The sequence below is a fragment of the Streptomyces albidoflavus genome, assembly GCF_000719955.1.
Taxonomy (GTDB): Bacteria; Actinomycetota; Actinomycetes; order Streptomycetales; family Streptomycetaceae; genus Streptomyces; species Streptomyces albidoflavus.
This window is the reverse complement of record NZ_JOII01000019.1, coordinates 77,976-96,997: the sequence shown is the minus strand read 5'-3', so window position 1 is coordinate 96,997 and position 19,022 is coordinate 77,976. Positions and strand designations below refer to the sequence as shown.

General features: G+C 74.0%; 16 protein-coding genes. 14 read left to right on the top strand and 2 right to left on the bottom strand.

The window, feature by feature from the left end; genetic code table 11:
• Positions 1-287: 287 nt before the first annotated feature.
• Together IF45_RS0120130 and thiD are read left to right on the top strand one after the other, a co-directional pair.
• Positions 288-1,268, top strand: a complete 981-nt coding sequence (locus tag IF45_RS0120130; protein WP_008413996.1) for a thiamine-phosphate kinase — start codon at positions 288-290, stop codon at positions 1,266-1,268.
• Positions 1,269-1,668: 400 nt separating this feature from the next.
• The gene (gene thiD / locus IF45_RS0120125) at positions 1,669-2,493 is read left to right on the top strand and encodes a bifunctional hydroxymethylpyrimidine kinase/phosphomethylpyrimidine kinase (protein ID WP_030308753.1); all 825 of its coding nucleotides are present in this window, start codon (positions 1,669-1,671) and stop codon (positions 2,491-2,493) included.
• Positions 2,494-2,828: 335 nt separating this feature from the next.
• Here thiD and rpmB read toward each other — a convergent pair whose 3' ends face one another.
• Complete coding sequence (gene rpmB, locus IF45_RS0120120) at positions 2,829-3,014, bottom strand: 50S ribosomal protein L28 (RefSeq protein WP_003951095.1); 186 nt, start codon at positions 3,012-3,014, stop codon at positions 2,829-2,831.
• 231 nt (positions 3,015-3,245) lie between these two features.
• Here rpmB and IF45_RS0120115 point away from each other — a divergent pair, with 231 nt between their 5' ends.
• The 9 genes from IF45_RS0120115 (at position 3,246) to mutM (ending at position 12,499) form a co-directional block, all read left to right on the top strand.
• Positions 3,246-4,985, top strand: a complete 1,740-nt coding sequence (locus tag IF45_RS0120115) for a DAK2 domain-containing protein (protein ID WP_030308751.1) — start codon at positions 3,246-3,248, stop codon at positions 4,983-4,985.
• Between the two features lie 77 nt (positions 4,986-5,062).
• Positions 5,063-7,267 carry an ATP-dependent DNA helicase RecG gene (recG, locus tag IF45_RS0120110; RefSeq protein WP_030308749.1) on the top strand — a complete coding sequence of 735 codons (2,205 nt, stop codon included), beginning with the start codon at positions 5,063-5,065 and terminating at the stop codon, positions 7,265-7,267.
• Between the two features lie 66 nt (positions 7,268-7,333).
• The gene (gene rsmD, locus IF45_RS0120105; RefSeq protein ID WP_030308747.1) at positions 7,334-7,921 is read left to right on the top strand and encodes a 16S rRNA (guanine(966)-N(2))-methyltransferase RsmD; all 588 of its coding nucleotides are present in this window, start codon (positions 7,334-7,336) and stop codon (positions 7,919-7,921) included.
• A 26-nt stretch (positions 7,922-7,947) separates the two neighbouring features.
• A complete protein-coding gene (gene coaD / locus IF45_RS0120100; RefSeq protein ID WP_003951099.1) occupies positions 7,948-8,427 on the top strand; it encodes a pantetheine-phosphate adenylyltransferase in 480 nt (159 codons plus the stop codon).
• A 124-nt stretch (positions 8,428-8,551) separates the two neighbouring features.
• Positions 8,552-9,691, top strand: coding sequence for a F0F1 ATP synthase subunit B family protein (locus tag IF45_RS0120095; protein WP_030308745.1), 1,140 nt, complete (start codon positions 8,552-8,554; stop codon positions 9,689-9,691).
• A gap of 298 nt (positions 9,692-9,989) precedes the next feature.
• A complete protein-coding gene (locus IF45_RS0120090) occupies positions 9,990-10,559 on the top strand; it encodes a YceD family protein (RefSeq protein WP_008406290.1) in 570 nt (189 codons plus the stop codon).
• Between the two features lie 2 nt (positions 10,560-10,561).
• Complete coding sequence (rpmF, locus tag IF45_RS0120085; RefSeq protein WP_003951102.1) at positions 10,562-10,735, top strand: 50S ribosomal protein L32; 174 nt, start codon at positions 10,562-10,564, stop codon at positions 10,733-10,735.
• Between the two features lie 19 nt (positions 10,736-10,754).
• The gene (gene rnc, locus IF45_RS0120080) at positions 10,755-11,537 is read left to right on the top strand and encodes a ribonuclease III (RefSeq protein WP_010641955.1); all 783 of its coding nucleotides are present in this window, start codon (positions 10,755-10,757) and stop codon (positions 11,535-11,537) included.
• A 101-nt stretch (positions 11,538-11,638) separates the two neighbouring features.
• Positions 11,639-12,499: a bifunctional DNA-formamidopyrimidine glycosylase/DNA-(apurinic or apyrimidinic site) lyase gene (gene mutM, locus IF45_RS0120075; protein WP_030308743.1), complete on the top strand. Its 861-nt coding sequence runs from the start codon at positions 11,639-11,641 to the stop codon at positions 12,497-12,499.
• A gap of 66 nt (positions 12,500-12,565) precedes the next feature.
• Here mutM and IF45_RS0120070 read toward each other — a convergent pair whose 3' ends face one another.
• Positions 12,566-13,555, bottom strand: a complete 990-nt coding sequence (locus IF45_RS0120070) for a CAP domain-containing protein (RefSeq protein ID WP_030308741.1) — start codon at positions 13,553-13,555, stop codon at positions 12,566-12,568.
• Positions 13,556-13,699: 144 nt separating this feature from the next.
• On the opposite strand from IF45_RS0120070, the gene IF45_RS0120065 reads away from it, so the two are divergent.
• From IF45_RS0120065 to IF45_RS0120055, 3 genes are all read left to right on the top strand, one after another.
• Positions 13,700-13,981: an acylphosphatase gene (locus tag IF45_RS0120065; protein WP_003951106.1), complete on the top strand. Its 282-nt coding sequence runs from the start codon at positions 13,700-13,702 to the stop codon at positions 13,979-13,981.
• Between the two features lie 389 nt (positions 13,982-14,370).
• The gene (locus IF45_RS0120060) at positions 14,371-14,580 is read left to right on the top strand and encodes a hypothetical protein (protein WP_003951107.1); all 210 of its coding nucleotides are present in this window, start codon (positions 14,371-14,373) and stop codon (positions 14,578-14,580) included.
• Positions 14,581-15,091: 511 nt separating this feature from the next.
• Positions 15,092-19,009 carry an AAA family ATPase gene (locus tag IF45_RS0120055; protein ID WP_030308739.1) on the top strand — a complete coding sequence of 1,306 codons (3,918 nt, stop codon included), beginning with the start codon at positions 15,092-15,094 and terminating at the stop codon, positions 19,007-19,009.
• Positions 19,010-19,022 lie beyond the last annotated feature (13 nt).

The following is a 19,022-nucleotide window of genomic DNA, read 5'->3' as shown; positions in this document are numbered from 1 at the left end:
CGCGGGGAGAGCCGCGCGCCCCGACGCGTGCGCCGTCCGCCTTGCGGGGTGCGGGCGTTGACGTGTGAGTTGACGGTACCGACCCCCGCCCCGCCCCGCGACCGCAAACGGAACGCGGCGTACGGGGGACGCGAGGGGGCCGGTGCCGCCCCGGCGCCCGGTGCGCGGCGGTGCCCCGGGACCGGGGACGATGGGGGAGCGGGACGGGGCCGGGGCGCCGGCACCGCACGGACGGTTCGGTACGTGACCGGTCTCGACCGGCACTTGATACGAGAGGTGGGCGCGCGGTGAAAGGCACTGTGGGCGAGCTGGGGGAGTTCGGGCTCATCAGGGAGCTCACGTCCCGGCTCACCATGACCCCGGCGGTACGGATCGGCCCCGGCGACGACGCCGCCGTGGTCACCGCACCGGACCGGCGGGTCGTGGCGAGCACGGACATCCTCCTGGAGGGGCGGCACTTCCGCCGCGACTGGTCCACCGCCTACGACGTGGGCCGCAAGGCCGCCGCCCAGAACCTCGCCGACATCGCCGCCATGGGCGCGGTGCCCACCGCGATCCTCCTCGGCCTCGTCGTCCCCGCCGAACTCCCCGCCGCCTGGCCCGCGGAGCTGATGGACGGGCTGCGCGACGAGTGCCAGGTCGCCGGCGCCGCCGTGGTCGGCGGCGACGTCGTGCGCGGCGACACCGTCATGGTCTCCATCACCGCCCTCGGCGACCTGCGCAACCACGAGCCCGTCACCCGGGCCGGGGCGCAGCCCGGGGACGTCGTGGCCGTCACCGGGTGGCTCGGCTGGTCCGCCGCCGGGTACGCCGTGCTGTCGCGGGGGTTCCGCTCGCCGCGAGCCTTCGTCGAGGCCCACCGCCGCCCCGAACCGCCCTACCACGCGGGCCCCGCGGCGGCCGGACTCGGCGCCACCGCCATGACCGACGTGAGTGACGGCCTCATCGCCGACCTCGGCCACATCGCCGAGGCGAGCAAGGTCCGCATCGACGTCGCCTCCGGCAAGGTCGACATCCCCAGCCAGATGAACGACATCGGCCAGGCCGTCGGCGTCGACCCCCTCCAGTGGGTCCTCACCGGCGGCGAGGACCACGCCATCGTCGCCACCTTCCCCTCCGACGTGAAACTCCCCGCCCGCTGGAAGGTCATCGGCGAGGTCCTCCACCCGTCGGCCCTGCCCCGCGTGACGGTCGACGGCGCGCCCTGGACACACAAGGGCGGGTGGGACCACTTCGGGGAGGCGGGGGGTGGGGGGATCGAGGGCTGAGTCGAGGAGTGAGCCGAGGAACGAGTGGGGGCGAACCGGGGGCTGAGGGCCCCGGGTTCGTGGGGCGGGGCGCGTGCGGGGGGACGGCGTGTACGGAGTGACGGCGCGGCGTGGGGGTTACGTGTAGGGGGTGACGGTGTGGCGTGGGTCTGACATGGGGCCGGATGTAGGGGGCTGCGGGGCGGCGTCGCCCTTACCGACGGGGCGGGGTAGCGCGGGGCGAGCGCGGCGTACGGGGCGCTGCGGGCCCGCCGTGCGGGGCGGGCCGCTCCGTCGGCGCCCCGTGTGTGCGGCCTCGTCGGGCGCCCCGTCCCGGAGCGCCGCGACACCCCGCGCTCCGGCCGCGCGGCGCCGGGCCCCGGCACCCGGGCCGTTCCGGAGCCCGGCTAGATTCGGCCCCATGGACATACCCCCGCGCCCCCGCCGGGTGCTCACCGTCGCCGGTTCCGACTCCGGTGGCGGCGCCGGCATCCAGGCGGACCTGAAGACCATGCTGGCCCTCGGCGTGCACGGCATGAGCGTGCTCACCGCCGTCACCGCGCAGAACTCGCTCGGCGTCCAGGGCGTCTGGGAACTCCCCGACGACGCGGTCCGCGCCCAGTACCGCAGCGTCGTCGACGACATCGGGGTCCAGGCGGTCAAGACCGGGATGCTCTCCTCCGCCTCCCTCGTGACGACCGTCGCCGAACTGCTCGCCGCCACCGAGGCCCCCGCCGTGGTCGACCCCGTGGGCGTCTCCAAGCACGGGGACTCGCTGCTCGCCGAGTCCGCCCTCGACGCCGTACGCCACCGGCTGATGCCGGTCGCCACCGTGGCCACCCCGAACCTCGACGAGGTCGCCCAGCTCACCGGCGTGGAGGTCCGCGACGAGGCGGGCATGGAGCGGGCCGCCGAAGCGGTGCTCGCCCTCGGGCCCACCTGGGCGCTCATCAAGGGCGGCCACCTGTCCGGTGACGCGGTCGACCTGCTCACCGACGGCACCGAGACCCACTGGTACCGCGCCCCCCGCCTCGACAACCGGCACACCCACGGCACCGGCTGCACCCTCGCCAGCGCCATCGCCTCCCACCTCGCCCTCGGCCACCCGGTCCCGCAGGCCGTCGGCCTGGCCAAGGAGTACCTCACCGGCGCCATCGCGGCCGGCTTCGCGCTGGGCGCGGGGATCGGGCCGGTGGACCATGGGTGGCGGATCGACGCGGGGGCGAAGGGGAGCGTGGGGGAGTAGCCAGTAGCCCCTGGCCCGCGTCGGGGCGAGGGCGCGGCGCGCGGGGCGCGCCCCGTACGGGGCGCCACGTCGCGTGCGACCTGCGGTTCTACGGGGCGGCGGCGTGACGGTGCGGGCCTCGCGCGGAGCGCCCCGTAGGCTCCCGGCCCGTGCGGCGTGCCCGGCTCAGCCGACCCGTACCCATCCCAGGCGCGCCCCTGTGTCCGGGCAGGCAAAAGGCCGGTTCATCCGAAGATGAACCGGCCTTCGAGCAGCAAGCCTGGTGGCCGCGCCAGTGCGAGACGTCCACGCGAGAACCGGGTTGCCCCCGCTCGGAGCGGGGACACCGCTCGCGATTAGCGCGAGACCTTGCCGGCCTTGATGCACGAGGTGCAGACGTTGAGCCGCTTCGGCGTCCGACCGACCACGGCACGCACGCGCTGGATGTTGGGGTTCCAGCGACGGGACGTACGGCGGTGCGAGTGCGAAATGTTGTTGCCGAAGCTCGGCCCCTTGCCACAGACGTCGCAGTTGGCAGCCACGGGTCACTCCAAAGACTTCAGATGCACTTACAGTGAAATCCCGGCATGCCGGGATCAGTAACTGATTGGCGCTGCCAGGGGGATAAGCCCGATTCTCATCGGGCAACTGGAGAAGCATACAACGGCCGCTCCTGCCCGACGAAATTACCACGGGTGGCGGAGCCCCCGCCCCCGCCCACCAGGGCCGTCGGGTCTACGCTGCGGGCAGTCCAGCCGCACGAGGAGGCGCAGGTGCCCGAGCCGGAAGGGGAGCCCGCAGGGTCCCCGCCCCCCGCCCCGCATCAGCGTCCCCCGCACCGTGGAGGCGGCCTGCTGGACGCCCCCGCCGTCCGCCGCTGGAGCGCCCTCGCCCTCGCCGCCCTGGGCCGCGCCCGCGAGGACATCGACGCCATCAACGTCTATCCGGTGGCCGACGGCGACACCGGCACCAACCTCTACCTGACCGTCGAGTCCGCCGCCCAGGCGGTCGAGGCCGTCTTCGCCGCCCACGAGACCGGCGCCACCCGGCCCGCCCTCTCCGACGCGGTACGCGCCATGGCCCACGGGGCGCTCATCGGGGCGCGCGGCAACTCCGGCACGATCCTCGCCCAGCTGCTGCGCGGCATGGCCCAGGTCCTCACCACGCCGGGTGACGAGGCTCACGCCGCCCACGCCGACGGCCCGCTCCTCGCCCGGGCCCTGCGCCGCGCGGCGGACTCCGCCTACGGGGCCGTGGCCCACCCCGTCGAGGGCACCGTCCTGACCGTCGCCACCGCCGCCGCCGACGGGGCGGACGCCGCCGGCGCGGCCGACTGCGCCGCCGTCGCCCGCGCCGCCCACGACGCCGCCCTCGCCGCCCTCGGCGAGACGCCCCGGCACCTCGCGGTCCTCGCCCGCGCCGGAGTGGTCGACGCGGGCGGCCGCGGCTTCGTCACCGTCCTCCACACTCTGGTCGAGGCACTCACCGGTGAAGCTCCGGCCCGCCCCGGCCCCCGCCCCCCGGGTGATCTCGTCGGCCCGTGTGCCGCCGCACCGGCCGACCACACCCCCGGCGAGGCCGCCACCGAGGGCCCCGCGTACGAGGTGATCTACCTCCTGGACGCCGAGGACGCCGCCGTGGAACGGCTGCGGGGCCGGCTCGACGCGCTCGGGGACTCGCTCGTCGTCGTCGGCGGGGACGGGCTGTGGAACGTCCACGTCCACGTGGACGACGCGGGGGCCGCCGTCGAGGCCGGCATCGAGGCCGGACGGCCGCACCGGGTCCGCATCACCCACTTCGGCGCCCAGACCGCCGCCCGCCCTGACGCCGCGCAGCCGCCCCGCGAACGCGCCCCCCGCGCCGTCGTCGCCGTCGTCCCGGGCGAGGGGCTGGCCGAGCTGTACGCGCAGGGCGGCGCCACCACCGTGCACGCCCGCGCCGGGGAACCCCCCGCCAGCGGCGAACTGGCCGAGGCGATCCGCCGGGCCCACGCCCACGAGGTCGTGCTGCTCCCCAACGACCCCGAGTTGCGGCACACCGCCGCCGCCGCGGCCGAACAGGCCCGCGGCGACGGCATCCGCGTCGCGCTCATCCCCACCCGTTCCGCCGTCCAGGGCATCGCGGCGCTCGCCGTCCACGAGGGCGGCCGCCGGTTCGACGAGGACGTCGTCGCCATGACCTCCGCGGCCGGCGCCACCCGGCACGGCGCGATCTCGGTCGCCGAACGGCAGTCCTGGACCACCGTCGGCATCTGCCAGGCGGGCGACGTGCTCGGCCTGGTCGACGGCGACGTGGCCGTCATCGGCACCGACCTCACCGACACCGCCCGCACCGTCCTGGACCGTATGCTCTCGGCGGGCGGCGAGATGGTCACCCTCGTCCTCGACGACGAGGTGCCCGAGCAGGTGGCCGACCTGCTGGAACGCCACGTACGCACCCGCCACCTCGCGGTGGACACCGTCGTGTACCGGGGCGGGCGGCAGGGCTCGCCGATGCTCATCGGGGTGGAGTAGGGGGAAGTACCACCCCTCAACGTCAAGGGGTGGTCCGGCCCGGCCCCTCGCGCCGATTGTCAGCCGCGTGGTGTGCAATGGACCACGTGCCCGCGCTCGATGAGAACCTGAAGAAAGTAGTCGGCCCGCCCACCGCGAAGGTGATGGCCGACCACCTCGACCTGCACACCGTCGGGGACCTCCTTCACCACTACCCACGCCGTTACGCCGAGCGCGGCGAGCTGACCACCCTCGCCGACCTCCCGCTGGACGAGCACGTCACGGTGGTCGCCCAGGTCTCCGACGCCCGCGTGCACACCTTCAACGCCGGGCGCGGCAAACGGCTCGAAGTCACCATCACCGACGGCAGCGGCTCGCTGCGCCTCGTCTTCTTCGGCCGGGGCGTTCACAAGCCGCACCAGGACCTCCAGCCGGGCACCCGGGCGATGTTCGCGGGCAAGGTCTCCGTCTTCAACCACCGCCTCCAGCTCGCCCACCCCGCCTACCAACTCCTGCGCGGGGACGGCGCGGAGGACGTCTCGTCCTGGGCCGGCGCCCTCATCCCGCTCTACCCGGCCACCGCCAAACTCGAGTCCTGGAAGATCGCCAAGGCGGTCGACGCCGTCCTCCCCAGCGCCGACGAGGCCCTCGACCCGCTCCCCGGCGCGCTCCGTGAAGGACGCGGTCTCCTCCCGCTCCCCGAGGCCCTGCGCAAGATCCACCGCCCGCAGAGCCAGGCCGACGTCGCCCAGGCCCGGGCCCGCCTCAAGTGGGACGAGGCGTTCGTCCTCCAGGTCGCCCTCGCCCGCCGCCGCCACGCCGAGGGCCAGCTCTCCGCCGTGCCCCGGCGCCCCGCCCCCGACGGACTGCTCACCGCCTTCGACGCGCGGCTGCCCTTCACCCTCACCGAGGGCCAGCAGAAGGTCTCCCGCGAGATCTTCGACGACCTCGCCACCGACCACCCCATGCACCGCCTCCTCCAGGGCGAGGTCGGCTCCGGCAAGACGATGGTGGCGCTGCGCGCCATGCTCGCCGTCGTCGACTCCGGCGGCCAGGCCGCGATGCTCGCCCCCACCGAGGTCCTCGCCCAGCAGCACCACCGCTCGATCACCGAGATGATGGGCGACCTCGCCGACGGCGGTACTCTCGGCGCCCCCGAGCACGCCACCAAGGTCGTCCTGCTCACCGGCTCCATGACGGCCGCCGCCCGCCGCAAGGCCCTTCTCGACCTGGCCACTGGCGAGGCCGGCATCGTCATCGGCACCCACGCCCTGATCGAGGACACGGTCCAGTTCCACGGACTCGGCCTGGTCGTCGTGGACGAGCAGCACCGCTTCGGCGTCGAACAGCGCGACGCCCTGCGCGCCAAGGGCCACACCAAGGAGGAGGCCCGCACCCCGCACCTCCTCGTCATGACCGCCACCCCCATCCCGCGCACCGTCGCCATGACCGTCTTCGGCGACCTGGAGACCTCCGTCCTCGACCAGCTCCCCGCCGGACGCTCCCCGATCTCCACGCACGTCGTCCCCGCCCAGGACAAACCCCACTTCCTCGCCCGCGCCTGGGAACGCGTCCGCGAGGAGGTCGAGAACGGCCACCAGGCGTACGTCGTCTGCCCGCGCATCGGGGACGAGGAGGAGGGCGGTACGAAGGCGACGAAGAAGAAGGCCGCCGACGAGGGCGACCGCCGGCCGCCGCTGGCCGTGCTGGAGGTCGCCGAGCAGCTCGCCGCCGGGCCGCTGGCCGGACTGCGGATCGAGGTCCTGCACGGGCGCATGGCCCCGGACGACAAGGACGACGTGATGCGCCGCTTCGCCGCCGGCGAGGTCGACGTCCTGGTCGCCACCACCGTCATCGAGGTCGGCGTCAACGTCCCCAACGCCACCGCCATGGTGATCATGGACGCCGACCGCTTCGGCGTCTCCCAGCTCCACCAGCTCCGCGGCCGCGTCGGGCGTGGCTCCGCCCCGGGGCTGTGCCTCCTGGTCACCGACATGCCCGAGGCCGCCCCGGCCCGCGCCCGCCTCGGCGCCGTCGCCGCCACCCTCGACGGCTTCGAACTCTCCCGTATCGACCTGGAGCAGCGCCGCGAGGGCGACGTCCTCGGCCAGGCCCAGTCCGGGGTCCGCTCCTCGCTGCGGATGCTCGCCGTCATCGAGGACGAGGAGATCATCGCCGAGGCCCGCGAGGAGGCCACCCGCACCGTCGCCGAGGACCCGGACCTGGCCGGCCTGCCCGCCCTGCGCACCGCCCTGGACGCCCTGCTCGACGAGGAGCGCGAGCAGTACCTCGACAAGGGCTGACCGGCCGCCCCGGCCCGTACGCCATATCGTGGACCCCGGCCGCACCCCCAGCCCCGAAGGACTCAGATGACCCGCGTGATCGCCGGCACCGCCGGCGGACGCCGCCTCGCCGTACCGCCGGGCACCGGCACCCGCCCCACCTCGGACCGGGCCCGCGAAGGGCTCTTCTCCACCTGGCAGTCGCTGCACGGCGGGCCGCTCGACGGGACCCGGGTCCTCGACCTCTACGGCGGCTCCGGCGCCGTCGGCCTCGAAGCGCTCTCCCGGGGCGCCGCGCACGCCCTGATCGTGGAGGCCGACGCCCGCGCCGTCCGCACCATCCGCGACAACGTCCGCTCCCTCGGCCTGCCCGGCGCCGAGGTCCGCGCCGCCAAGGCCGCCCAGGCCGTCGCCGCCCCGCCGTCCGGCGCCCCCTACGATCTGGTCTTCCTCGACCCGCCGTACGCCGTCACCGACCAGGAACTCCGGGAGATCCTGCTCACACTGCGTACCGGCGGATGGCTCGCCGATGAGGCGCTCGTCACGGTGGAACGCGCCACCAGAGGGGGAGAATTCGGGTGGCCGGACGGATTTCACCCTGAGCGGGCCCGCCGCTACGGCGAGGGAACGTTTTGGTACGGTCGCGCCGCCTCTACGTGCGAAGACGCACGATGACCGGACCCGGGAGCGAGGGACTTCAGTTGCGCCGTGCCGTCTGTCCAGGGTCGTTCGACCCCATCACCAACGGACACCTCGACATCATTGGCCGTGCCTCCAGGCTCTACGACGTCGTCCATGTGGCCGTCATGATCAACCAGTCCAAGAAGGGACTGTTCGAGATCGACGAGCGGATCGAGCTGATCCGCGAGGTCACCGCCGAGTTCGGCAACGTCCAGGTCGAGTCCTTCCACGGCCTGCTCGTCGACTTCTGCAAGCAGCGCGACATCCCCGCCATCGTCAAGGGCCTGCGCGCCGTCAGCGACTTCGACTACGAACTCCAGATGGCCCAGATGAACATCGGCCTCTCCGGTGTCGAGACGCTCTTCGTCCCCACCAACCCCACCTACAGCTTCCTCTCCTCCAGCCTGGTCAAGGAGGTCGCGGCCTGGGGCGGGGACGTCTCCCACCTGGTCCCCGAGCCCGTCCTGGCCGCCCTCGGCGACCGCCTCCGCAGGAAGTGAGCCCCGCCCGCCGGGGGCCGCAAGGGAGCTGACGCCGTCTCACCCGGTGTCCGCCGGGCGCCCGCTGGCCGTACAGTCGGTGCGTCCGACTTCCCAACATGGCACAGAGATTGGCGAGCACCCGGTGGACGTCCAGAAGAAGCTCGACGAGATCGTCGACACGGTCGGCAGCGCCCGGTCCATGCCCATGTCGGCCTCCTGCGTGATCAACCGCGCCGAGCTGCTCGCCCTGCTCGAAGAGGTCCGCGAGGCGCTGCCCGGCTCCCTCGCGCAGGCCCAGGAGCTGATCGGCGACCGCGAGCAGATGGTCGAGCAGGCCCGCCAGGAGGCCGAGCGGATCATCCAGTCCGCCCACGCCGAACGCGGCAGCCTGGTCTCCGGCACCGCCGTCGCCCAGCGCTCCCAGGACGAGGCGGACCGCATCCTCGCCGAGGCCCGCGCGGAGGCCGAGGAGATCCGCGCCCAGGCCGACGACTACGTCGACTCCAAGCTCGCCAACTTCGAAGTGGTCCTCACCAAGACCATCGGCTCCGTGGGCCGCGGCCGCGAGAAGCTCCTCGGGGCCGACCCCACGGCGGACGACGGCTACGACGACCCCGAAGCCCCCGAGCGCAGCCACGACCCCGAGACGCTCCGCCGCCGCGCCGACGACTACGTCAGCGCCAAGCTCGGCGCCTTCGAGGCGGTCCTCGGCAAGACCCTGGAGGCCGTCGGCCGCGGCCGGCAGAAGCTGCACGGCCGCGTCGCCACCGACGAGCTCGCCGCCCTCGGCGAACTCGGCGACGACGCCGCCCAGGCCGCCACCAGCGACGCCGACTACCTCGCCGGCCTCGCGGGCCCCACCACCCCGCCGCCCCCGGCCGCGACGCCCCCGGCACCCGCCGTCCCCGCAGCCCCGCCGGTCCCGCCGCAGGACCCGTACGCCGGCCAGGCCCCGCCCGCCGCCCAGGACCCGTACGGCTACGGCGCCCCCGCCCAGCAGGACGCCTACGCCTACCAGCAGCAGGAGTACGCCCCGCAGCAGGCCGCCGCGTACGGCTACCAGGACCAGCAGCAGCCCGGCGCCTACGGCTACGGGCAGCAGGGTGGCCAGCAGGGGTACCCGCAGCAGGGCTACCCGGCGCAGGGCGGCTACGACGCGGCCGGGTACGCCGTACCGCCGGTGCCCCAGGAGCGGCCCGCCAACGCGCTCGACGAGACCAGCCTCTTCGACACCGGCATGATCAGCGCGGAGGAGCTGCGCCGCTACGAACAGGGGCGCTGACCGCCCGCCGGGGCCGACGACCCGGGCCCGATTGGGAGACAGCGGCCCGGTCCAGTATCCTGACTGTTCGGTCGTGCCTGTCCACGGCCCCGGCGGAACACCCGCGGGGGACCCGGCGGACTCCCCGGCGACGACGGACCGGGCCGGCAGGCCCGCGGGCCGTCCCCGGAGGCATCCGGCAGGGCCGCATCCCCCTCGATCTTGTGAACCGGAAGAAGGTAAAGCTCTGAACACGCGCCTCGACCACCGCAACCCCCTCGTGTTCGACACACATGAGCTGGGGCGGCGTCCGGGTGCCATGCAGCAGCTGAACCGCACGGTGCAGGCCCCGGGCTCTCCCGAGTTCGGAATCGAAGACGTCATCGGCGTGCCGGAAGGCTCGCCGGTGGAGATCGACCTCCGCCTCGAGTCGGTCATGGAAGGGGTCCTCGTCACGGGGACCGCCCGTGCCGCCGCGAAGGGGGAGTGCGTAAGGTGTCTGGAGCCGCTCGGGCTGGAGCTCGAAGCGGACTTCCAGGAGATGTTCTCGTACCCTGACGCCGCCGACCGGGGCCGCACCGCGGAACCGGGCGACGACGCCGAGGACGACGAGGACGTCATCCCGCTCGAGGACGGCATGTTCGACCTCGAGCCGGTGCTGCGTGACGCGGTAGTGCTCGCACTGCCCATGCAGCCGGTGTGCCAGGACGACTGTCCGGGCCTGTGTTCCCAGTGCGGGGCACGGCTCGCGGACGATCCGGACCACCACCACGACGCCACCGACATCCGTTGGGCGGCATTGCAGGGACTCGCCGGGACCATCCAGGCAGGCGAGAAGGACGATCTGAGCGGCGCCGACCCCGGTGTCGACGAGAAGCAGGAGAAGTAGCCGTGGCTGTTCCGAAGCGGAAGATGTCGCGCAGCAACACGCGCCACCGCCGGTCGCAGTGGAAGGCTGCGGTCCCCACCCTGGTTGCGTGCGAGCGCTGCCACGAGCCGAAGCAGCAGCACATCGCGTGCCCGAGCTGCGGCACCTACAACAAGCGCCAGGTCCTCGAGGTCTGAGCGGCTGGTGAGAGGCCCGATGTCTGAACTGTCCAACGCCAAGAAGGCGGACACCACGGCCTCGTCCCACACGCTTCTGGAAGGGCGGCTCGGGTACCACCTCGAGTCCGCCCTTCTGGTGCGTGCGCTGACTCACCGGTCGTACGCGTACGAGAACGGCGGCCTGCCCACCAACGAGCGGCTGGAGTTCCTCGGGGACTCCGTGCTCGGCCTGGTGGTCACCGACACGCTCTACCGCACCCACCCCGACCTGCCGGAGGGCCAGCTGGCCAAGCTCCGGGCGGCGGTGGTCAACTCGCGTGCGCTGGCCGAGGTCAGCCGCGGCCTTGAACTCGGTTCCTTCATCCGCCTCGGCAGGGGCGAAGAGGGCACCGGAGGCCGGGACAAGGCGTCCATCCTCGCCGACACCCTGGAAGCGGTGATCGGCGCGGTCTATCTCGACCAGGGCCTCGAAGCGGCGGGCGAGCTGGTGCACCGGCTCTTCGACCCGCTCATCGAGAAGTCCTCCAGCCTGGGCGCAGGGCTCGACTGGAAGACCAGCCTCCAGGAGCTGACCGCGACCGAGGGGCTCGGCGTACCCGAGTACCTGGTCACGGAGACCGGCCCCGACCACGAGAAGACCTTCACTGCTGCCGCCCGCGTCGGAGGCGTCTCGTACGGCACCGGCACCGGCCGCAGCAAGAAAGAGGCGGAGCAGCAGGCCGCCGAGTCCGCCTGGCGCGCCATCCGCGCCGCGGCGGACGAGCGCGCCAAGGAGGAGGCCGAAGCTACGGCTCCGTCCTCCGACGCGGCCTCGGCCTGACCCGCCCGCACCGCCGGCCGTCCCCACCGGGGGCGGCCGGCGTCCTGCTGTCCAGGTGCGCCCCGTCCGGCGCGCACCTCGCGTGAGGGGAAGAAGCGCACGTGCCCGAGTTGCCCGAGGTCGAAGTCGTCCGGCGCGGACTTGAGCGGTGGATCACCGGGCGCTCCGTCGCCTCCGCCGACGTCCTGCACCCCCGCGCGGTCCGCCGCCACCTGGCCGGCGGCGAGGACTTCGCCCGCCGCCTGACCGGCCTGCGCTTCGCCGCCCCGCTCAGGCGCGGCAAGTACCTCTGGCTCCCCGTCGACGACGCGCCCTTCGCCGTCCTCGCCCATCTCGGGATGAGCGGCCAGCTCCTCGTCCAGCCCGGCGAGGCCCCGGACGAGAAGCACCTGCGGGTACGGCTGTGCTTCGCCGACGACCTCGGCACCGAGCTGCGCTTCGTCGACCAGCGCACCTTCGGCGGCCTCTCGCTCCACGACACCGGGCCCGACGGGCTGCCCGACGTCATCGCCCACATCGCGCGTGACCCCCTCGACCCGCTCTTCGACGAGGACGCCTTCCACCAAGCCCTGCGCCGCCGCCGCACCACCGTCAAGCGCGCCCTGCTCGACCAGTCCCTGATCAGCGGCGTCGGCAACATCTACGCCGACGAGGCCCTCTGGCGCAGCCGCCTCCACTACGACCGGCCCACCGCCACCCTCACCCGCCCCCGCTCGGCGGAGCTGCTGACCCACATCCGGGCCGTCATGACCGCCGCCCTCGACGTCGGCGGCACCAGCTTCGACAGCCTCTACGTCAACGTGAACGGGGAATCCGGCTACTTCGACCGCTCCCTGGACGCCTACGGCCGCGAGGGCGAGCCCTGCGACCGCTGCGGCACCCCGATCCGCCGCCGCCCCTGGATGAACCGCTCCAGCTACTTCTGCCCGCGCTGCCAGCGCCCGCCGCGGGCGACGGGCTGACACATGACGGCGCCGGACCAGCCCCGCAGGGCTGGTCCGGCGCCGTCATGTGTCAGCTGTACGCCGTCAGAAGCCGAAGTTCTGCGTCCACCACGGGCCGCCCTCGGCGAAGTGCACGCCGACGCCCAGGGTCTTGTAGTCGCAGTTGAGTATGTTGGCGCGGTGGCCGGGGCTGTTCATCCAGGAGTCCATGACGGACTGGGCGTTGGCCTGGCCCCGGGCGATGTTCTCGCCGCCGAGGCCGGTCACTCCGGCCTGCGCCGCGCGGTCCCAGGGGGAGTCCCCGTCGGGGTCGGTGTGGTCGAAGAAGCCGCGTGCCGCCATGTCCTTGCTGAACGCCGTCGCCAGCGCCTCCAGCTCGGCGTCGGCGGTGACCGGGGAGCACCCGGCCTTGGCCCGCTCCTGGTTGACCAGCGACAGCACGGCGGCGGCCGCGGAGGAACCGGCGGGGGTGGAAGGCGTGGCGGTGGGCTGCGAGGGGGCGGGTGCCTGCGTCGTCCGCGAGGGGGTCGGCGCCGGGGCGCTCTCCGGCGTACGCGAGGCGGCCGGCTGCTTCGACGCCGTCTCCCCGGCGTCGGCCTTCCCGGAGGCGTCCCGCTTCCCGGACTTCCCCTCCGCCTTGTCCTTCTTCCCGTCGGCCGAGGAGGACGGCTCGGTGCTCGGTCCCGCGGAGCGGTCCGCGCCGCGGCTCGCCCCCTCGCCGGAGCGGCCGTCGGCGCTGCCGTTGGTCTCCAGGTCGCTGGGGCCGTCCGCCGCCTCGACGCGGCCCGAGGGACCCTCGCCGGTCACGGCGTAGCGGTCGCCCGCGCCCGGCAGCAGACCGGTCGCGACCGCCACGGCGCCCATGGCCACGGCCGCCGAGACACCGAGCAGCCCGGTGCGCACCGGTACCGCGCCGCGCTTGGGCCGGCGGTGCGAACGGGTCTCCGGGACCGGAGCGGGCTCCTGCCGTCCGTGGTGGCCGGTGTCGTACGGCCGGTCGGACTGCTCCGGCCGCTCTGCACGTGCGGCGTTGCCGTGGGTCGCGCCGTGGGCGGCGCGGCGGTGGCGTCCCATGTACTGAGCCTTCCTTGGCCGGACGGTGAAGCGATCCCCGCACGATCCTCACTCGATCGGGTGAGGATCGTTGCGTCGGGACTGTAGCCCAAGACGGGTGAGGGCGAGATGCTCCTGAGCCAATTGGCCGGTTAGCGTGCAGCCATGAACGAAGAAGCGCGGCTGGTGGTCTGGGTCCGGGGACAGGTGCAAGGGGTGGGTTTCCGCTGGTTCACCCGGGCCAGGGCGCTGGAGATCGGCGGGCTGAGTGGCTTTGCTCTCAATCTCGACGACGGGCGCGTCCAGGTCGTGGCCGAGGGGCCCCGGGCCGGCTGCCAGTCCCTCCTCGACTGGCTCGCGCGGGGCGACACACCCGGCCGCGTCGACGGAGTCACTGAGATCTGGGACACGCCACGCGGCGGCTACGACACCTTCGCGATCCGCTGACGGAGGGACGCGCGCCGTCCTTCGGGGGCGTTCCGGCGCGGGCGCCTCAGGCGGCGTGTCCGGCCCGCGGGACGGCCATGACCTGGTGGTTGCCAAGAACGCGCCGCCGTGCGAGGCTGCCCCGACCAGGTTGATCACCACGCCCGCCGGGCTCCGCAGAATCGGCCGCGCCGCCGTACGGCCGCGCCCGGACCGCCGGAGCTCCGTCGATACGGGCTGTGATCGTGTTGACCGTCAAACTTTTTGGTGAGACTCTGGAATCCCCGCGCCCCACTGTTGTTTGGCATGTGAGAGCCAACAAAAATCCAGCATTGCCAGGCACCGCGGGTGCGATTCCCTCACGACCCACACCGATTCGTTCGGTAACTCAGTGTGGAGGACCATCCATCATGGCAAAGGCGCTTCTCGGTTACGTCGGCGGTTCCGACCCGCGGCTCCTCGCCGAGATGCGACGGCTCCAGCAGCGCGTCCAGGACCTCGAATCCGAGATCGTTCGGATTCAGGCCGAGAACGACGCGCTCGCGGCTGCCGCTTCTCACCACAGCGACGCGCTCCTCGACAGCCTCGACGTATCCAAGGCGGAGCCTGCGCTCACCTGACTGACGCCCGCCCCGTGGAGATCCACGGGCAGAGCCGAGTCCGCAGCCGGGTAGCAGCCGGACGTATCCAGGTACGCAGTCGCCCATCCGTCGACGAGCACGATCTTCCGTTCCGGAATCCTGTCAGCAATTCCAGGAGACCGATCTCGTCGCGAGGCCCGATCCTTGTCGATCACCGCCACGCGATCAGCCTCCGACCTGTGCGCTTGCGCGCGGGTCCGGTTTCGGTTCAGTCCGGGAAAGATCGAATTCAGGAAACAGCACCGGTCGTCACTTCCGCCGCCGCCCGATCGCCGCAAGGCGCACGGGGCGCCGGTGGATGCCGGACCGCAGTGCGAGGGACGCTTCGGCGTCCCTTTTTCCTTGCCCCCCTACAAGATCGCCGTGTGCCGGCGCCGTCATTACCGTCTGATCTGCCCGGCGCCTCACACCGTGAAACCGCCGGACCACAACCGGGAGACTCCCCTCCGCACCCGCCCGGCCCCACCGGCGGGCGGTAAAGTCCGACGGCGTGCACCTCAAGGCCATGACCCTGCGCGGATTCAAATCCTTCGCCTCCGCCACGACCCTGCGTTTCGAGCCCGGGATCACCTGCGTCGTGGGCCCGAACGGCTCCGGTAAATCCAATGTGGTCGACGCGCTCTCCTGGGTCATGGGCGAACAGGGCGCCAAATCCCTGCGCGGCGGGAAGATGGAAGACGTCATCTTCGCCGGAACGACCGGGCGGCCCCCGCTGGGCCGGGCCGAGGTCTCCCTCACCATCGACAACTCCGACGGCGCGCTGCCCATCGAATACGCCGAGGTCACCATCACGCGGATCATGTTCCGCAACGGCGGCAGCGAATACCAGATCAACGGCGACACCTGCCGGCTCCTCGACATCCAGGAACTCCTCTCGGATTCCGGAATCGGCCGGGAGATGCACGTCATCGTCGGCCAGGGCCAGCTCGACTCCGTGCTCCACGCCGACCCCATGGGACGGCGCGCCTTCATCGAGGAGGCGGCGGGCGTCCTCAAACACCGCAAGCGCAAGGAGAAGGCGCTGCGGAAACTCGACGCCATGCAGGCCAACCTCGCCCGCGTCCAGGACCTCACCGAGGAACTGCGCCGCCAGCTCAAACCCCTCGGCCGCCAGGCCGCCGTCGCCCGGCGCGCCGCCGTCATCCAGGCAGACCTGCGCGACGCCCGGCTCCGCCTCCTCGCCGACGACCTCGTCACCCTCACCCGCGCGCTCAGCGCCGAGATCGCCGACGAGGCCGAACTGAAGCGGCGCCGCGACACCGCCGAGGCCGAACTCAAGGCCGCCCAGCGCCGCGAGGCCACCCTCGAAGGCGAGGTACGCCGCCTCGCGCCGCGCCTCCAGCGCGCCCAGGACACCTGGTACGCCCTCTCCCAGCTCGCCGAACGCGTCCGCGGCACCATCGGCCTCGCCGACGCCCGGGTCCGCAGCGCGAGCGCCGAACCCGTCGAGGAGCGGCGCGGCCGCGACCCCGAGGAACTGGAACGCGAGGCCGCCCGCATCCGGGAACAGGAGGCCGAACTCGCCGCCTCCCTCGAAGCGGCCCAGTACGCGCTGGAGGACACCGTCGAGCACCGCGCCGAACTCGAGCGCGCGCTCCACGCCGAGGAACGCCGGCTCAAGGACGTCGCCCGCGCCCTCGCCGACCGGCGCGAGGGCCTCGCCCGCCTGCACGGCCAGGTCAACGCCGCCCGCAGCCGCGCCGCCTCCGCCCAGGAGGAGATCGACCGGCTCGCCGCCGCCCGCGACGAGGCGGGCGGACGCGCCGTCGCCGCCCAGGAGGAGTACGAGCAGCTCCGCGCCGAGGTCGACGGTCTCGACGCCGCCGACACCGACCTCGGCACCCGGCACGACGCCGCCCGGGCCGCCCTCGCCGACGCCGAGGCCGCCCTCGCCGCCGCCCGCGACGAGGCCACCGCCGCCGAACGCCGCCGCGCCGCCCTCGCCGCCCGCCACGAGGTCCTCGCCCAGGGACTGCGCCGCAAGGACGGCACCGGCGAACTGCTCGCCGCCCGCGACCTCCTCGACGGGGTGGCGGGGCCCCTCGCCGCCCTCCTGGACGTGACGCCGGGTTACGAGGTGCCGGTGGCGGCCGCGCTGGGATCGGCCGCCGACGCCCTCGCCGCCGCCGGTCCCCATGCCGCCGCCGAGGCGCTGCGGCTGCTGCGTGAGCGCGACGCGGGGCGCGCGGCGTTGGTGCTGGGGCGGACGGGGCGGGGCGGGGCCGGGTCCGACGGTGCGGCGGGCGAGGGCGCGTCGGTGCCCGCGCCGGCGCGGGCGGGGGACGACGACGGGGCGGCTGAGCTGGGGCGCGACGGCGCTGCGGGGCGGGGCGACGGGGCGGGGCACGGGGCGTACGCACCGGCGCCGCGCGACGGGGCGGGCCGGGACGGAGCGGGGCGCGACGGGGCGCCCCGGGACGGCGTCGGGACGGTCGCGGGGCAGGGCGCGGCGGAGACCGCCCCGTACGACGCGGCGTCAGGCGGTCCCGGCGCGGCGCCCGAACGCGTCGCGCTCGGTGCCGCACGCCACGCCGACGCCGCCCCGGGGCCCGGCGCCGAGCCCGCCCCGGGCACGGGAGAAAGCCCCAGCTCAGCCGCCCCGTACCCGCCCCGTCTGGTGGACCTCGTCCGGGCCCCCGCCGACCTGGCCCCCGCGCTGCGGGCCCTGCTCGACGGCATGGTGGTCGTCGACGGGCTGGCCGAGGCGGAGACGGTCGTCGGGGCGGGGGACGGGGCGGTCGTCGCGGTCACCCGGGACGGCGACGTCCTCGGGCCGCACTACGCCCACGGCGGCTCCGCCGGCGCGCCCAGCCTCCTGGAGGCCCAGGCGCAGGTGGACGAGGCCGCCGCCGAACTCGCCCGGCTCGACGCGCGGTGCGCGGAACTCGCCGCCGCCCAGCAGGACGCCACCCGGCTCCGCGCCGAACAGGCCGCCCTCACCGAGGACCTGGCCGAACGGCGCCGCCGCGCCGACCGCGAGAAGTCCGCCGTCGCCCAGCAGCTCGGGCGCCTCGCCGGGCAGGCCCGCGCCGCCGCGGGCGAGGCCGAACGGTCCACGGCCGCCGCCGCCCGGGCACAGGAGGCCCTCGACAAGGCCGTCGCCGACGCCGAGGAACTGGCCGAGCGGCTCGCCGTGGCCGAGGAGGCACCCGCCGAGGAGGAGCCCGACACCGCCGTACGCGACCGGCTCTCCGCCGACGGGGCCAACGCCCGCCAGACCGAGATGGAGGCCCGGCTCCAGCTGCGTACCCACGAGGAGCGGGTCAAGGCGCTCGCGGGGCGCGCCGACGGGCTCGACCGCGCCGCGAGCGCCGAGCGCGAGACCCGGGCGCGCGCCGAGCGGCGCCGCGCCCGGCTGCGCCACGAGGCGCGCGTCGCGGCGGCCGTCGCGGCGGGAGCGCGCCAGCTACTGGCCCACATCGAGATCTCCGTGGAACGGGCCGCCGCCGAGCGCGCCGCCGCCGAGCGCGCCAAAGCGGCCCGCGAGACCGAGCTGGGCGCCGAACGGAGCCGGGGCCGCGACCTCAAGGCCGAACTCGACAAACTCACCGACTCCGTCCACCGGGGCGAGGTGCTCGGCGCCGAGAAGCGCCTGCGCATCGAGCAACTGGAGACCCGCGCCCTGGAGGAACTGGGCGTCGAGCCGGCCGCGCTGATCGCCGAGTACGGGCCCGAGCAGCCCGTACCGCCGTCGCCGCCCGCCGAGGGCGAGGAGCTGCCCGAGGACCCCGAGCACCCCCGCAACCGGCCCAGGCCCTTCCACCGGGCGGAGCAGGAGAAACGGCTGCGGGCCGCCGAACGGGCGTACCAGCAGCTCGGGAAGGTGAACCCGCTGGCGCTGGAGGAGTTCGCCGCGCTGGAGGAGCGGCACCAGTTCCTCTCCGAGCAGCTCGACGACCTCCGCCGTACCCGCGCCGACCTCCTCCAGGTGGTCAAGGAGGTGGACGAGCGGGTGGAGCAGGTCTTCACCGAGGCGTACCACGACACCGCTCGCGAGTTCGAAGGCGTCTTCTCGCGGCTCTTCCCGGGCGGCGAGGGGCGGCTGATCCTCACCGACCCCGACCACATGCTGACCACCGGCGTCGACGTCGAGGCCCGTCCGCCCGGCAAGAAGGTCAAGCGGCTCTCGCTGCTCTCCGGCGGCGAACGGTCCCTCACCGCCGTCGCCCTGCTCGTCTCCATCTTCAAGGCGCGCCCCAGCCCGTTCTACGTGATGGACGAGGTGGAGGCGGCGCTCGACGACACCAACCTCCAGCGGCTCATCCGCATCATGCAGGAGCTCCAGGAGTCCTCCCAGCTGATCGTCATCACCCATCAGAAACGCACCATGGAGGTGGCCGACGCGCTCTACGGCGTTTCCATGCAGGGCGACGGCGTCTCCAAGGTGATCAGCCAGCGGCTGCGCTGACGGGGCGGCGGAC

Coding starts and splice junctions, on each gene's coding strand:
- rnc (WP_010641955.1), top strand. CDS start 10,755: ATGTCTGAACTGTCCAACGCCAAGAAGGCGGACACCACGGCCTCGTCC.
- thiD (WP_030308753.1), top strand. CDS start 1,669: ATGGACATACCCCCGCGCCCCCGCCGGGTGCTCACCGTCGCCGGTTCC.
- rsmD (WP_030308747.1), top strand. CDS start 7,334: ATGACCCGCGTGATCGCCGGCACCGCCGGCGGACGCCGCCTCGCCGTA.
- IF45_RS0120060 (WP_003951107.1), top strand. CDS start 14,371: ATGGCAAAGGCGCTTCTCGGTTACGTCGGCGGTTCCGACCCGCGGCTC.
- IF45_RS0120070 (WP_030308741.1), bottom strand. CDS start 13,555: ATGGGACGCCACCGCCGCGCCGCCCACGGCGCGACCCACGGCAACGCC.
- recG (WP_030308749.1), top strand. CDS start 5,063: ATGGACCACGTGCCCGCGCTCGATGAGAACCTGAAGAAAGTAGTCGGC.
- IF45_RS0120090 (WP_008406290.1), top strand. CDS start 9,990: ATGCAGCAGCTGAACCGCACGGTGCAGGCCCCGGGCTCTCCCGAGTTC.
- IF45_RS0120065 (WP_003951106.1), top strand. CDS start 13,700: ATGAACGAAGAAGCGCGGCTGGTGGTCTGGGTCCGGGGACAGGTGCAA.